We start from the raw sequence: 15,451 nt of genomic DNA on the forward strand, positions 1-15,451 counted from the left end.
CGTATGGGGGTCCGTACGACGGACGGCGGTTTTTATTCGCAGTTTATGCTATTTTCGCTCCCCATCGTGTGGGGATAGTAACATTTTAGCATTGTCGATAGCCGCTTGCGAGATATTACTTCCGCTGAGCATCTTCGCAATTTCCTCCACACGTTCGTCCATATTGAGGAGCGTCATGGTGCTCGTTGTGCCCTCGGCAGTCTCCTCTTTCAACACTTTATAATGCTTACTGCCAATCGAAGCGATTTGAGGTAGGTGCGTAATACTGATTACTTGTCGGTTGTTTTGACCCATCTCATACATAATTTGCGCCATCTTTTCAGCCACACTACCGCTCACACCCGTGTCGATCTCATCGAAAATGATAGTAGGAAGCTTCACAGCACCGCTCACAAGAGCCTTTAACGAGAGCATAACACGAGCAATTTCGCCACCCGAAGCCACTAGACTTACAGGCTGAAGGTCGGTGCTTTTGTTAGCACTAAACAAGAAAGTGATTTTGTCGCAACCATCGTTCGAGAGCGGTTTCGCCTCGATGTTCACCTTAAAACGAGCGTTAGGAATACCCAGTGGCACCAACTTCTCGAGCATTTTCTGCTCCACTTCGGCAATAGCCTTTGTGCGTTGTTGAGTGAGCAGAGCCGCTTGGTCGGTGCATTGTTGGAGTAGTTCGTTCGCTTTTCGTTCCATTTCAGCCAGTTCCTCATCAGCATTATCAATCATAGAGAGCTGTTTAGAAAGGTCGGCTTGAATAGCCAATAGCTCGCTTTCAGATGTTACGTGATATTTATGGAGAATGTTGTTGAGGGCATCTAAACGCTCAGTTAGCGACGCAAGACGTTGAGGGTCGTGTTCGATGTTATCTGCCTTTCTGCCCAATTCTTGCATAATGTCCTTCAATTCGATGTAACAACTCTCCATACGGGCAGAGGTATCGCTCAAGTCGGGATACACATTCACAATATCTTCCACACGTTTTAGAGCCGTTTTAAGGTTGTTCACCACGCCCGAATCGTCGTTCGACAGGTTCGAATAGGCATCGTATAAAGCTCCTTTAATTTCCTCGGCATGACCCAATAGGTCTACCTCTTGCTCAATACTCTCTAACTCTCCGTCCTTAATCTGCATGTTTTCCAGCTCGTTAAGCTGAAATCTCATAAAGTCCTTGTTATCGTTATTCTTTTCAATCGTCTCCTTTAACAGAGCCAATTGCTTGTTGGCCTCACGATAATGGTTGTAGGCTTGAGTGTAAAGAGCCAATTGTTTTTGGCTTTGAGCAATGATATCTATGATGTTTAATTGGAAATCTTCTTGATTAAGCAGCAAGTTTTGATGTTGAGAATGCACGTCGATAAGACACTCACCGATAGCTTTCATGGTGGTTAAAGACACAGGCATGTCGTTGATAAACGCCCTACTTTTGCCATTGTTGTTCAGTTCTCGGCGAATGATGCATTCGTTTTCATCATAATCAATATCGTGTTCGTCGAACAAATTCTTCATGTCGTAGGCAGAGATGTTAAATGTTGCTTCTACAATACACTTGTCTCTATTCGCCTTGATGCTTTTAATGTCGGCACGATTACCTTTTAATAGTCCCACAGCACCAACGATAATACTCTTTCCTGCGCCCGTTTCTCCAGTGATAACAGAGAATCCTGAGAAGAAATCAATATTGAGTTCGTCTATCAAAGTGAAGTTCTTAATGTATAAATGCTTTAACATCTTTATTGCCGTTTGTTGTTGTTTGTTGACTGATAAATATTTTTTTAGATGGGTTGTGGAGCCTTATTTTATTCCTTAATGCGGTTCCATGTGTTGCTTTGACTGGCGTTGATTTTAAAGAAAATGTCGTATATCGTTTCCTTTTCCTTAGGCGTTCCCTTGCCTTGGTAGATGTTTGCCAATTCATCTTTTTTGTAGTCGCTCCATATAATGGGCCATTGGCACAGCGGTTTGTTCTCTTTACACTTCGCCAATTGCTCTTCGATGGTTTGCGAAATGTTCACCCTTCCTCGCTCAGGGTTCGTCACCATCTCGTCGAGTCCTTTCCTATAGTAGTTGTATTGAAACTCTCTAAAGGGTCGCATAGCAGGGTCTAAGTATTCATTGATGAGCGCAAAGCGGTTGCGATCGTTGTCGAATGCCTTCCAACCCGTGTAGTTTAGGTTTTGAGCAGCATTGGTTAAGTTCATGCAACGCTGCAAAATGTCGTCGCCACCGAGCATCGAAAACGAGTCGAGATTGATGCCAATAATGAGATAAGCATAGTATGCAAAGAGCGTGGTGAGCTGATTCTGGACGTTTTCTTCGTTGAATTCGAGCTGGTCGAACTGTGCGAAAGTAAACTCAAAGTTGTTGTCGTAGTTGTTGTATAACACCGAGTTGTAGCTCGAATTGAATACAGGTCGGTTGGCTTGTATCAACGCTTTGCATTTAAAGAGATTCGAGCTGTTATCGTATTCTTGCACTGTGATGTTGAAAATACATTGAATGCGCTCGTTTTTTCGGAACTGCAAGTCGGTCCATTGCTTGTTGTTTACAAACTGCTCGAGACTTTTTTTCAGGTTGTCGAACACGCTAACGTCGGTGCCTTGTATTTGATTGTGGTTGATAACGATACGTGCACGAAGTTCTTGGGCGTGCGCTTTTTGAGGCAAGACGATTGCCAGAAGAGCCAGAAGCAATAGTTTGAAAATGTGAAACTTCATATCGTTAAAATGGGGTGTGGTTGATGTTGTCTTGCCAAGTGTAAATACTTGTGGACTAGGTACTTATTCTTAACAACGAAAAAGCATTCGTTTTAGCTACTAAAAGCAATTCTTTTGGGGTGTAATGGCACTGCTATTGAGATGTAAAAGTACGCAAGTTACAACTCGATGAGAAATGTTTGCAGGTCTACTTCTTACTTTGTAGCTGTGCTTCTACCTCGTCGATGATGTCTATTGCCACCAGAGTTTTACTCTTTTTTTCAAATGCTTTGTTCTCAGTGGCACTGATAATGTTAATTTGGTTGTCGGCTGTTTGAAAGGTAGTGCCCTCGTTTCGCATACTGTTGAGGACGATAAAGTCGAGATTTTTCTTCTTCAATTTCTCCTTAGCGTGGCACTCTTCGTTGTGAGTTTCGAGCGCAAAGCCCACCAAAAGCTGTTGGGCAGTCTTTTGTTTGCCCAGTTCTGCTGCGATGTCTCGTGTTGAAATCAAATCCAACTGCATATTGCCTTCGCTGTGTTTTATCTTCTCCTTCGCCTCGTTTTGGGGCTTGTAGTCGGCAACGGCAGCGCAAAGAATAGCCACATCAGCCGTTTTAAACGCTTTGTTAGCGGCATGGTACATCTCTTCTCCGCTCTCAACGTTGATGCGTTCAATGCGTTTTGAGGCCGAAAGAGCCACAGGACCAGCTACAAGAGTGACTTTTGCGCCTCGTTTGGCACATTCTTCTGCGAGGGCAAAGCCCATCTTTCCGCTCGAATAGTTGCCGATAAAGCGCACGGGATCGATCTTTTCAAAGGTAGGACCAGCGGTGATCAACACTTCTTTTCCAAAGAGATTCGAAATGGTTTCGCTGTTAGTGGGGTGGGTGATGAAATAGTTTTCGAGGGCTTCAACAATCGCTTCAGGCTCTTCCATGCGTCCTTTTCCCTCTAAACCGCTTGCCAAAAAGCCACTTGCAGGCTCGATAATAATGTTGCCAAAGCTCTTTATCTTTTGGATATTAGCAGTGGTTGTGGGGTGCTGATACATGTCGAGATCCATTGCAGGAGCCACAAAAACGGGGGCTTTCATCGAGAGATAGGTGGTGATGAGCATGTTGTCGGAAATGCCGTTAGCCATCTTTCCGAGTGTAGAGGCGGTGCAAGGAGCAATCAACATGGCGTCTGCCCACAGTCCAAGGTCGACATGTGAGTGCCAAGAACCATCTTTTTGAGAAAAGAATTCGCTAACAACTGGCTTTTGAGTGAGTGCCGAAAGGGTTACGGGGGTGATGAATTCTTTGCCCGAAGGGGTAATCACCACTTGCACTTCTGCACCTTTTTTGATGAGTGTTCGTATGATGAGGCAAGCCTTGTAGGCAGCAATACTGCCCGTTATGCCTAATACTATCTTCTTTCCTTTTAGCATTTTGTTTTGCAAATAATGGTTATTAGAAATGCGATTGCTTTTTATCTCTATTTAATGAAGCAAGAGATGAGGGGCTCATCTCTTGTCATTTGTTTTATATCGAGGCGTTGCAGAGGCTTTTAAAGCCCATTTGTTGCCACCTATGATGTTTATTGTTTGCTGTTGAATTCTTTCAAACGAATGCGTGTAAGCACTTCTTTTGTGTTGTTGGTGAAGTCGCTTGAGAGCATCCAACTATAGTAACCAGGATCTCTGTTGAGCACTTCTGTTACGCTATGTCCCTTGTATTTGCCGAAATTGAAGGTCTCTTGCAAAACAGGTTCGCCATTTTTATCGAGCAAAGGCTTATTGTTTTTGTCGAGAACTTCTTTCCAAACGATGCGTCCAGCGAAGTCTACATTGCGGTTATTGGTTGAAAATTCTGCCAAAGCAGCAATGTCATTGGGTAGAATGCGTTCTGCTTCTTCTTGCTGTTCTGCGCTATATCGCTCTATTTGTCCCATCAAAACACGATAGGTTGCCTCTGTATCTTCGTCGGCACGGTGGGCGTTAAAGTCGTCTTCCATCTTGCGTCCGCAATAGAATTTGTATGCTGCTGCAAGGTTACGGCGTTCCATCTTGTGGAAAATAACTTGTGCATCAACGAGCTTTGAACGACTAAAATCGTAGCTAAGACCTGCTCTTGAGAACTCTTCGGCAAGCATTGGAATGTCGAAATGGTTCGAGTTGAAACCTGCAAAGTCGCAACCTGTGAACTTTTCGTATAGCTTTTGTGCTATTTCTGCAAAGGTTGGAGCATCTTTCACCATATCGTTTGTGATGTGAGTGAGTGCTTCTACCTCTTGAGGAATGGGCTTTTGAGGATTGATAAAGAGGTTTTCTCGCTCTTCTTTTCCATCTGGGTGTACCTTGATATACGATATTTGAATGATGCGATCGTTAACAAGATCGAGTCCAGTTGTTTCTAAATCGAAGACAACGAGAGGTCTCTGAAGATTTAATTTCATAATTAGTCGTTTAATAGCATGGGCATTAGAAGCATCAATACGTCTGCATTTTCGGGCTGAACTGATGGTAGAATCAAGCCAGCTCTACTGGGATCGGCAAGCTGTATGGTTACTTCATCGCTCTCAAGGCTATTTAATATGTCGGTCATCGAGCCACCTTTGAAACCAATGCTCATGTTGTTTCCTGTGTAATCGCAGTTCACTGCTTCCTTAGCACTTGTAGAAAAGTCGATGTCTTCTGATGATATTTCGAGCTTTCCTGCTTCTAATTTGAAACGAATGAGCTGTGTGCTTTCACTTGCAAAGGGCAAAACACGACGCAAAGCACCTAGCAATGACAAACGATCGATGGTAACTTGGTTAGGGTTGCTCTCTGGAATTACAGAGCTATAATTAGGATAACGTCCTTCGATTAGACGGCAAGTGAGTGTTCCACTTGCAAAGTTTATCTCTGCACAATTGGTTCCAAACTTAATAACCACATCGCTGTTGTCTTTTGGAAGTACGTTCTTTAAAAGGGTAGCGGGCTTCTTTGGAAGAATGAAAGCAGCTGGTGTTGCGCCTGTTATGGTGCTAATGACGTTGCGAACCAATTTATGTCCATCGCTTGCAACGATAGATAAGCCCGTAGTTTGTAGGTCGAAGTAGAGTCCATTCATAACAGGACGCATGTCGTCGCTACCAACTGCAAACATAGACCGAGTGATGTTAGCGTTCAAAATGTTTGCAGGAATGGTGATAACACTTGTTCCTTCGCTCACACCTTCAGGCTTTGGATAGGCTGTTCCGTCTTGAGCTGTGAAGTTATACTTACCATTTTGATAAGTAACCTCAACATTGAAATTATTTGTATCGATATCGAACGCAAGTGGTTGTTCAGGCAATTCTTTCACAACATCAAGGGTTGTGCGACTTGGAATGGCAATTACTCCGTCTCCATCACTTTCTAACAATGGCAAAGTGGTGCGCATAACGTTTTCGTTATCACTACCTGTTATGGTGAGAACATTGTCGTTTACTTCGAATAAGAACGATTCGAGAATAGGCAAAGTGTTCTTACTTGCAATAACTTTTGCAAGAGTTTGAAGGCTATTATTGAGAGAAGTGCTCGATAATTTGAATTTCATTGCTATATGTTTTTATGTTGTTTTTCTTAAATTTCTATGTTCTACAAAAATACTAAAAACATCTTGAACATCAAAAAAACAAAGGAAAAGTTTTATATATTGAAACTATTTTCTTAATTTCGCAATTCAATAGTTATTGAAATTAATAAGCATTAAATTTTTTAAAGAATACAAATAAGATGGATTTACAAGGAAAGATTATTGCAGCTCTTGAACCAAGAAGCGGTACTTCTGCAAGAGGTGAGTGGAAAAGTCAAGACTTTGTGGTGGAAACTCACGACCAATACCCACGCAAAATGGTGTTTGGTGTGTTTGGTGCAGACCGCTTAGAACGTTTTAATATACAAGTTGGACAAGAAGTTACAGTGTCTTTCGACATCGATGCACACGAATATAATGGTCGCTGGTTCAACAATATCAGAGCCTTTGATGTGCGTTTAGTTGATCCAAACTCTGTGGGAGTGATGGGCGCAGGTGCTCCTTATGTTGCACCAGCACAACCAGAATCAACAGCAACTGCATCGTCTGCACCATTCCCACCTGTGCAACCTGCATCACAAGAGGAGAGTGCCGACGACCTTCCTTTCTAATAAAAGGAATCGAGGTTGTTAGTAACTGAGGGGCTAAATGGGGTAGAGCGGTGCAAAATAAAAGTCTTTCTTAACCGCACGCTGGTTCCTATTTGAGCCAAAGAGTCGTGAAAACAGACAACTGAAAAACAATAAAAAACTGCTTATATTTGCTTTATTGCAAGTGTAAGCAGTTCTTTTTTTGCTCCAAAGATGATCTCTTTTGAACCGAATTGTTTTGTCCCTCATTTTCATTCTCTATCCCCTTAAAATCCCTTTGTAGATAGGTAGTGCGCAATGTCACTGCTTTTACACGGCAAAGTCGTTGAAATTGAGAGGCAATAGCATTGTTATTGAGAGATAAAGGCACAGCTTTTATTTTGCAACCGAATAGAGATGAGTGTGCAAGGGGCGTGTGAGGATTTGAAAGAAAGGCGAAAGAGATAATAAATGGGCAACGAGACTGCAATGTAAGAGGGCAGGCAGAGCGAGTGAAAAGACAAAGCGAGCAGATGAAAAAGAAGTGAGGAAGAAGTGAAAAGAAAAGATAGAGCAAATAAAAGTGATAGATGGAATAACTAAAAGGGGACAATGGAATAAGGCAAAAGAAAAGTGGCAACCCAACCTTTGCAATGAGGTTAAGTTGCCACTTTATATTTTTTAGAGTTGAATGAACTACTGCTTATTGTGCTTGTGGAAGCATAATAACAGATATTCTGTTCTTGCTCTTCAAGAATTCTTTAACGAATGCCTTGATAGTTTCAGGTGTTTGAGCTTCAACAAGTTTTCTATAATCGCTGTGAATGTCGAATCCATAGCGTTGGTTCATATAGATAACCTTGCTCCAATAGCCGTTAGTTTTCAATGCATTGTCGTAGTTCTTCAACATAGTCTTCTTCACTTTGTCGAGCATAGACGCATCAACAGTTGTTGCAAGAGCAGGAAGTTCTTTCATCATAATGTCGATAGCCTCTTGTTGTTTCTCTGGTTTCATTGGGCAATAACCCACGAATGAGAAGTTGTGATAGTCTTCAGAGTATTCTGAACGACCTGCTGCTTGAACTGAATAAGCTGCAGATGCCTCTTCACGAATCTTGTTTAAGTAAACCATTTCGAGGATTTGACCAGCGATATCGATCTTAATTGCATTTTCGTTAGAGTATGGAAGCGATTCGTTGTGCCATACCATGTAGGCTGTTGCCTTAGGAGTTTCCATCTTGCGAGTGAACTTATTGGTTACTTCGCCCTTCACCATAAATGTTGTTTTGTGTCCCTTTTGGATCTTACCTTTAGCAGGTAGCGATGCAATGTATTGGCAGATGTATTGGCGAATAGCTGTTTCGTCGAAGTTACCGATGAATGTAAAGGTCCAACCAGCAGCGTTTGCGGTGCGTTCTTTAGCGATTTGTAGGATGCGATCGTAGTTGATCTTGTTCAAATCTGCTAGCAATAGTGGTTTAAGTCGTGGGTTATGACCATATACTGTTGCTGAGATAGAATCGCCAAAGGCAACGTCTGAAGACAATTCTCTATTCTTTAAGTTCACTTCAAGACCCTTAATCATGCTGTCGAAAGCCTTTTGGTCTTTGGTGATATTGGTGAAATAGAGGTATGCAAGTTGGAACATTGTTTCAAGATCTTTAGGTGTTGCAGATCCAGACATGTTGGTATATTTACCAGAAATACCCAAGTCGGCATTAGCAATCTTACCTGCAAGTGCCTTAGTTAGTTCGAGACTGGTGAATTTACCCAATCCACTTATACCGATAACACCATCGAAGTTGTTCAAATTGATGTAGTCTTGAGGACCGTAAAGAGAAGAACCTCCGAATCCTTCAGCACTCATCGATACCTTATCTTTCTTGTAATCGGTTTTCTTCAAAATCACTTTCACACCGTTAGACAATGTAAGAGTGGTGTAATCGAATTGTTTGCTCTTTTGTTCTTTAACGATCTTACCAGCTTTTGGCATTTTTGCTATAAGTGGTTCGTTCTTTGTATTGTCTACATAAGCTTCGATTTTAGCCTCACGAGCAGCATTGATAGCACCAAGAATACCCTCTTTGGTAGGATAAACAACGCCTTCTTTTTCGTTGTTGAAGCTCACTGCCACTAAATTCTCGTTGTTCTTTGGGAACAATTCAGCCATCAATTCGTTCGCTGCAGCTACAGATAGACTTGGAAGAACTTGTTTCATGATGCCATAATAGTCTTCGATTGAAGGAATTGGCTCGTTTCCAAGGAAATTTTTGTAGTATTCTTTACAGAAAGCATCATTCGAACGTTTGTCTCTTTCGCTGTACATATTGTCGAGACTGCTTTGTAGATTTGCCATATAACGAGCGAATTCAGATTCTGTGAAACCAAATTCTGCAGCCTTTCTAACTTCTTTCATCACGTTAGTAATTGCCTCGTTGGTGCGTGATGGTTCTTTAGGAACGATGTTGATTGTTAGCGCATCTTTTGTTTTAGAGAAGATATACATTCCATCTTCTACACCTGCTTGAATATAAGGACATTCTGGTTTAAGTGTAGCTTCGCTTAAACGATTGTTCAACATGCTCATAGCAGCCGATGTAATGGTTTCTGTTATGGTGTACATCATGTTGTTTTTCTCTGCTTCTGGATAAGGCTCGTGCTTAAAAGAAATCATAACAGAGTTGCTTTGGCACTCTTTATCCTTGTCGACAATAACGATAGGTTCTTTATTGTCGGGCACATTTTCTTTTACGATAGGGGTTAAGTTGGCTGGATTTTTGATGCCTTCGAAAAGCTTTTTAATCATAGCTTCGGTGTGGTCTACATCAATATCTCCAACAACAATAATACCTTGATTGTCTGGGTGATACCATTTTTCGTAGTAGTCACGCAACTCTTTGTATTTAAAGTTGTCTACAACGCTCATCAAACCGATAGGATAACGAAGACCATATTTGCTTCCTGGATATAAAGCAGGTAAGTTTCTTTCGAACATTCTGCTTTCAGGACTGGTGCGCAAACGCCATTCTTCGTGAATAACGCCACGTTCTTGGTCGATTTCTTTAGGGTCTAATGTAAGACCAGTTGCCCAGTCACGCAAGATAAGTAGACAAGAGTCGAGGGCTGTTTGGCGTGTTGTAGGAACATTAGAAATGTTGTAAACTGTTTCGTCTATTGAGGTATAGGCATTAAGGTCGGCACCAAATTGAACACCAAGACTCTCGCAATAGCGAATAAGGTCGTTGCCTTTAAAGTTGTCGGTACCATTAAAACACATGTGTTCGAGGAAGTGTGCAAGTCCTCTTTGACTTTCTTCTTCTTGCAATGAACCCACTTTTTGAGCGATATAGAAGCTTGCTCGCTTTTCGGGCCAATTGTTTTGACGGATGTAATAGGTTAATCCATTACTCAATTTTCCTATTTTTACCTTTGAATCAACAGGTATGTTAGGAAGTTGTTGTGCTTGTGCAGCTGTTGAAACCATTAACAATGCTGACACAAAGAGTTGCTTAAACATCATGATATATTATCTTACTTTTAAATATATATATTTATATGATTTATTTCGATATGAAATGAATACTTCTTATTGGGCACAAAGATACGTAAAAGATTTTAAGTTGTTTCGATTTTATATTGATAATAAAGTGTTTTTTTTATCCTTTAAGGAAGTTTTTTTTATCTTTTTACACATTGATAGTGAATAGATTATCCCCCAATGTTCGTTGCTGTGATGTTAAGGACTTTTTAGAGGAGAGCAGGAGCTATGCTTTTGCGATGAAAAAGAGCTGCTTTTGCATGCCAATATGGGTGCTTTTGAGAGCGAAAAACAATGCTTTTAAGAGGGAAGCAAAAGGGGAATAAAAAACATCTGCTGTCTTTGCTATTAAAAGAAATATGCAGGAAACAGCAGATGTAAATTATATTATAGTAATGTTATACTTGAAGATTACCAATCAGAACGTTGGTGATTATATCTTTCGGGCCATGCGTGAAGTGCATAAGTGTAGCCGTAGCGATCGTATAGACGTGCTAAACGGGTTAAACGTTTGTGGAATGCGTCGTAATTTTTCTTGTTTACAGGCAACCATTGCACCTCTGCAAGTGCTGCAACACGTGGAAGAAGCATGTATTCTGCTTGAGTTTCGTAGGGAACATACTCGGTCCAAAGGTTGGCTTGCACGCCAATGATGTGCTTACGAGCCTCTACTGATAATGTATCGGGTAGTGGATTGTAGCTGTAAACTTTTTCAACTGGCAAGTAACCGCCAATTGCTTTAGGCTCTTGGTGTATTTCTTTGGTTTGATAGTGGTCGATATAAGCATACTCGCCTGGTGAGAAAATAACGTCGTGTCCAGCCTTTGCAGCTTTAATACCAGGTGTAATGCCAGTCCAACTCATGATAGTTGCACTTGGATTGATTTCTCCTTCGAGAATTTCGTCCCATCCAATGATTTTCTTTCCTTTGCTATTGATATATTTTTCCAATCTGTTTGTAAAGCCACCTTGTAGATGTTTAGGGCTAACACCTTGTTTTTGTGCTAGAGCTTTGCAACGATCGCAATTTTGCCAACGTGTTGTTGGAGCCTCGTCGCCACCGATATGGAAATAAGGAGCAGGGAAAATTGGGATAAGTTCGTCGAGAATATCTTGTAGGAAAGGGTAGATCTTTTCGTTACCTAGGCACAAAACATCAAAGTATATACCCCAGTTGTGACCCACTTCGTATGGACCTTGGGTGCAACCCATTTCAGGATAAGCTGCCAAAAGTGCACGAGTGTGACCTGGAAGGTCGATTTCTGGGATGATAGTGATGTGACGTTGTTGAGCGTATCTCACAATTTCTTTAGCTTCTTCTTGTGTGTAATAGCCACCATAAGGAATGCTGTCGTCTACGTCAGAGTTGTGACCTACAACAGTTCCGCTACGCTTTGAGCCTATTTCTGTTAGCTTTGGATATTTCTTTATCTCAATTCTCCAACCTTGGTCGTCGCTTAAATGCCAGTGGAAGGTGTTGACGTTGTGAAGCGCAAGAATGTCGATATAACGCTTAATGAAGTCTACTGAGAAGAAATGACGACTGCAATCGAGCATCACTCCACGATATCCAAACAATGGGCTATCGCTGATTTGAACTGCAGGAAGGTTCACTTCTTGTAGATTTTGTGGAGTTTTAGGGTTAGTTTCGCTTATTGGAAGCGACTTGCGAAGGGTTTGAACGCCATAGAACACACCTGCTGCTGTTGAGCCAGCGATGGTCACTTGCTTGTCGTTTACAGTAAGAGTATAGGCTTCGTTGCCTGCTACTTTAGGGTTAAGAGCCAACAAAATGGTGTTGGTTCCCTTCACTTTCTGTGTAGAAACAGTTGGTTTAAAGCCTGTTATAACTTGGATATATTCGGCAAGGAAATTGGCATTGTCTTTCATCGCCTCATCGTTTCCATTATAAACAATAGTGGTTTGTGGGGTAAGGACAAATGCCTTGCCTTTTTGTGCGGTTACATTTTGGGGTAGTGGCACTACGTTATAATCTGCCACTTGTGCGTTAGCACCGAGCAAAGACATACATAGTGCTAAAGTAGAAAGTGTTTTTGTAAACATTATTTTTTAGTTATTACGATTAAACTTGTTCTCTACAAAGGTAAAAAATAAAGTTTGTTTTCGTTCGAAGGGCTCTATTTTATTAATGTATATTAAGTATTACGGATTGATAATAGTCAGTCTTTGACTTCTTGGTGAGGTGCAAAGAAATGAAAAAGGGGGTCTTTTATGTGGGGAAAGAGAGCGGGCAAGGTGGGATAAGAAAGTGGGTGATGTGAGAAAAGAAGAGTGGATGAGATGGAAAAGTAGAGTGGGTGAGGTGGAAAGTGAGAGTTGGTAAGGTGGAAAAGGAAAGTGGGTGAGGTAGGAAAGAAGAGTGAGTGAGATGGAAAAAGAAAGTGGGTTGGGTAGAAAAAGAAAGTATCACCCGAGCCTTTGCGCACGAGTGATACTTTAAAAGGATTGCTTTTAGACTTCAAAAGCAGTGTTATTAAGGGGTAATGTCGTTGCTTTTACGATGCAAAAGCACCCCTTTTATTTTATAATAACTTTTTATTGAGCTTTGAGCACCAATTTGTTTTCAATTCCGTTGTCGGCTTTAGCTTTCACAATGATGTCGCCCTTCTTGCCGTTGCTTTGTACGATGAGCACCAACTTGCCGCTAAACAACTTCATTCTTGGTTGTGTGAAAGGTTCTAACGAGGTAGCATCGCCATTGCAAGCAGCCTTAAACTGTCCTGCACCCTCAACGGTGAAGCTGATAGATTGGTTGGCTGTTGGGCACTCGTTGCCGTCTTTGTCGAGCATAGAAAGAGTGATGTAAGCCAAGTCTTCGCCGTCACTTGCAATAACCGAGCGTTCTTCTTTCATATCGAGAACGGCTGGTTGACCTGCGGTTCTAATGGTTTTTTCAGCCACTTGCTTTCCGTTTTCGTCGTAAGCCACAACTTTAATTTCGCCTGGAGCATACTTCACGTCGTTCCAACGCAAACGATAGCGATCTAATTGAGTGTTAGCTTGCTTGTGAATGCGTCCCATGCTCTTGCCGTTTACAAAGAGTTCGGCAGATGGATAGCTGGTATAACAATACACAGGAGTGGTTTCTCCTTCTCTACCTTCCCAGTTCCAGTGAGGCAATAGGTGAAGTGTTGGTTCTTTTTTGTTCCACACACTCTTGTAAAGATAGAAGCGATCTTTGGGCAATCCTGCAAGGTCTACGGCTCCAAAGTAGCTACTTCTTGATGGCCAATATGAGTAATAAGGAGTGGGTTCGCCAAGATAATCTTGACCAGTCCATATAAACATACCCATATCATAAGGTAAATCGTCCATCTTTGCGAAGTCGTCATCGGGTAAATTGCTCCATCCGCAGAATTCAGTGTCATAGCTACTGCATTGTCCATCGTTGTAAGTTTTCATCTTTTCGATGGTCACTGGGAACTTATAAACGCCACGGCTACTTACAGCTGATGTGGTTTCAGAACCTAATAAGAATCCTTGACGAAGTTTGCCGATGAGCTTTTCGTAGAGTTGTATGCGGTAGTTGAAGCCTGGAACGTCTAATGCATCGTAGAAACCGCAGTCTACTGCTTGTTGAGGTGCATCGACTCCGCAGGTTACAGCGCGTGTTGAGTCGAGCGAATGGCAATATTCTGTCATGGCTTTAGCACGCATAGTGCCTTCTTTTTTGCTTTGTTCAGGAATCTCATTACCGATACTCCACATCACGATAGATGGGTGGTTGCGGTGTCCTTTGATAAGGTTTTCGAGGTCTTTGCGCCACCATTCGTCGTAAATACGACCATAGCCGTTTTTCACTTTAAGGTCTTTCCAAGCGTCGAAACTCTCTGCCATCACCATCATACCTAACGAGTCGCACACGTCCATCTGCATTTGTGAAGGCATGTTGTGCGATGTTCGAATGGCATTGACACCCATCTTCTTCATCATTTCGATTTGACGAATCACCGCAGTTTTATTCAATGCTGCACCTAATGCGCCTAAGTCGTGGTGAAGACAAACGCCTTTGAATTTCAAACTCTTGCCGTTGAGGCGGAAACCATATTCTTTGCTCACGTCAAGGGTGCGTATTCCGACCTTAGTTGTGGTTTGGTCGATGGCTTTTTTGCCTTTTAAAAGAATTGTTTTGAGGGTATATAAATAAGGAGTATCGATGTCCCAAAGATGTGGATTGGTTACTTCGAGGTTGAAACTTGCGGCTCCTTGTTGGTTGATTTTTTGTTGATTAGAAGCTACTAGTTTACCTTGTGCGTCTAATAACTCAATCTTTGTGGTTAAATTCTTTAGTGCATTGCCGTCCTCTATGCGTGTGTCTACCTTTAAAAGAGCTTTTTGGTGGTTGGCAGAAACGGTTTTGAAGTAAGTTTCCCACTCGTCTATTCTGCTCTCATTGGTAGTGATAATCTTCACAGGACGATACAAACCAGCTCCAGGATACCATCTACTGCTCTCTTCAAGGTTATTAAGATGCACCTCAATATTGTTTTCTCCTTCTTTAATATAAGGTGTAATGTTGAGGCGGAAAGCGTTATAGCCATACATCCAACGTCCCACTTCTTTGCCATTAACCTTCACTATAGGCTCACTCATTGCACCATCGAAGTATATTTGGGCGTGTTTGGTGCCTTTCTTTATATTAAATGTGGTTTTATAGCTGCCTTCTCCAATCCAAGGAAGACCTCCAGAGCGAGCTGTATGCTCGATAGGACGCTCTTGTCCGTCTTGAACAATCGCTAAATATTGTATGTCCCACTTCTTATCAAAGGGTCCATCAATAGCCCAGTCGTGTGGTACAGTAACTTGTTTCCAATTTACTTTGTCACGAGAAAAATCCCATTTCTTTAGTGAAATCTCATTTCTTGTTTGCGCATGGCATAACAACGAACCTGCAAGAGATGCTGCTAGTAATGCTACTTTCATGTTTATTTATTGATGATTGTTTATAGTTATTCTGAGTATTATATACAAAGATAATGCTTTTTTCTTATATCTCACTAATTTATAGGATTATCGGCAAATAAAAAAGAGACACCTTTTGCAAGATGTCTCTTCTGTTTGTTGAATATAATTGCTTATTACTTGCGT

General features: G+C 41.6%; 9 protein-coding genes. 1 reads left to right on the top strand and 8 read right to left on the bottom strand.

The window, feature by feature from the left end:
* Nucleotides 1-48: 48 nt before the first annotated feature.
* The 5 genes from recN to dnaN all read right to left on the bottom strand — a co-directional run bounded on the left by recN (nucleotide 49) and on the right by dnaN (nucleotide 6,256).
* Nucleotides 49-1,725 carry a DNA repair protein RecN gene (recN, locus tag HMPREF0669_RS07785; protein ID WP_009228018.1) on the bottom strand — a complete coding sequence of 559 codons (1,677 nt, stop codon included), beginning with the start codon at nucleotides 1,723-1,725 and terminating at the stop codon, nucleotides 49-51.
* Between the two features lie 68 nt (nucleotides 1,726-1,793).
* Nucleotides 1,794-2,711 carry a DUF4835 family protein gene (locus tag HMPREF0669_RS07790; protein WP_020967318.1) on the bottom strand — a complete coding sequence of 306 codons (918 nt, stop codon included), beginning with the start codon at nucleotides 2,709-2,711 and terminating at the stop codon, nucleotides 1,794-1,796.
* Between the two features lie 187 nt (nucleotides 2,712-2,898).
* Nucleotides 2,899-4,122 carry a bifunctional phosphopantothenoylcysteine decarboxylase/phosphopantothenate--cysteine ligase CoaBC gene (coaBC, locus tag HMPREF0669_RS07795; RefSeq protein ID WP_009228016.1) on the bottom strand — a complete coding sequence of 408 codons (1,224 nt, stop codon included), beginning with the start codon at nucleotides 4,120-4,122 and terminating at the stop codon, nucleotides 2,899-2,901.
* Between the two features lie 149 nt (nucleotides 4,123-4,271).
* Nucleotides 4,272-5,129 carry a 3'-5' exonuclease gene (locus HMPREF0669_RS07800; RefSeq protein WP_009228015.1) on the bottom strand — a complete coding sequence of 286 codons (858 nt, stop codon included), beginning with the start codon at nucleotides 5,127-5,129 and terminating at the stop codon, nucleotides 4,272-4,274.
* Between the two features lie 2 nt (nucleotides 5,130-5,131).
* A complete protein-coding gene (dnaN, locus tag HMPREF0669_RS07805) occupies nucleotides 5,132-6,256 on the bottom strand; it encodes a DNA polymerase III subunit beta (protein ID WP_009228014.1) in 1,125 nt (374 codons plus the stop codon).
* A 179-nt stretch (nucleotides 6,257-6,435) separates the two neighbouring features.
* On the opposite strand from dnaN, the gene HMPREF0669_RS07810 reads away from it, so the two are divergent.
* Nucleotides 6,436-6,846, top strand: coding sequence for a DUF3127 domain-containing protein (locus HMPREF0669_RS07810; RefSeq protein ID WP_009228013.1), 411 nt, complete (start codon nucleotides 6,436-6,438; stop codon nucleotides 6,844-6,846).
* 661 nt (nucleotides 6,847-7,507) lie between these two features.
* Here the strand turns inward: HMPREF0669_RS07810 and HMPREF0669_RS07815 are convergent.
* The 3 genes from HMPREF0669_RS07815 to HMPREF0669_RS07830 form a co-directional block, all read right to left on the bottom strand.
* A complete protein-coding gene (locus HMPREF0669_RS07815) occupies nucleotides 7,508-10,324 on the bottom strand; it encodes a pitrilysin family protein (RefSeq protein ID WP_009228012.1) in 2,817 nt (938 codons plus the stop codon).
* A 429-nt stretch (nucleotides 10,325-10,753) separates the two neighbouring features.
* On the bottom strand, nucleotides 10,754-12,406 hold the full coding sequence (locus tag HMPREF0669_RS07825; RefSeq protein ID WP_009228011.1) for a beta-N-acetylhexosaminidase: 1,653 nt from the start codon (nucleotides 12,404-12,406) through the stop codon (nucleotides 10,754-10,756).
* A 492-nt stretch (nucleotides 12,407-12,898) separates the two neighbouring features.
* Entirely contained in the window at nucleotides 12,899-15,286 is a 2,388-nt protein-coding gene (locus HMPREF0669_RS07830; protein WP_009228010.1) for a glycoside hydrolase family 2 TIM barrel-domain containing protein, read from the bottom strand.
* Nucleotides 15,287-15,451 lie beyond the last annotated feature (165 nt).

The sequence above is a fragment of the Prevotella sp. oral taxon 299 str. F0039 genome (genome assembly GCF_000163055.2).
GTDB lineage: Bacteria > Bacteroidota > Bacteroidia > Bacteroidales > Bacteroidaceae > Prevotella.

Bases quoted from the DNA above. Each gene is read 5' to 3' on its own strand.
- recN (WP_009228018.1), bottom strand. From the start codon at position 1,725: ATGTTAAAGCATTTATACATTAAGAACTTCACTTTGATAGACGAACTC.
- HMPREF0669_RS07790 (WP_020967318.1), bottom strand. From the start codon at position 2,711: ATGAAGTTTCACATTTTCAAACTATTGCTTCTGGCTCTTCTGGCAATC.
- coaBC (WP_009228016.1), bottom strand. From the start codon at position 4,122: ATGCTAAAAGGAAAGAAGATAGTATTAGGCATAACGGGCAGTATTGCT.
- HMPREF0669_RS07800 (WP_009228015.1), bottom strand. From the start codon at position 5,129: ATGAAATTAAATCTTCAGAGACCTCTCGTTGTCTTCGATTTAGAAACA.
- dnaN (WP_009228014.1), bottom strand. From the start codon at position 6,256: ATGAAATTCAAATTATCGAGCACTTCTCTCAATAATAGCCTTCAAACT.
- HMPREF0669_RS07810 (WP_009228013.1), top strand. From the start codon at position 6,436: ATGGATTTACAAGGAAAGATTATTGCAGCTCTTGAACCAAGAAGCGGT.
- HMPREF0669_RS07815 (WP_009228012.1), bottom strand. From the start codon at position 10,324: ATGATGTTTAAGCAACTCTTTGTGTCAGCATTGTTAATGGTTTCAACA.
- HMPREF0669_RS07825 (WP_009228011.1), bottom strand. From the start codon at position 12,406: ATGTTTACAAAAACACTTTCTACTTTAGCACTATGTATGTCTTTGCTC.
- HMPREF0669_RS07830 (WP_009228010.1), bottom strand. From the start codon at position 15,286: ATGAAAGTAGCATTACTAGCAGCATCTCTTGCAGGTTCGTTGTTATGC.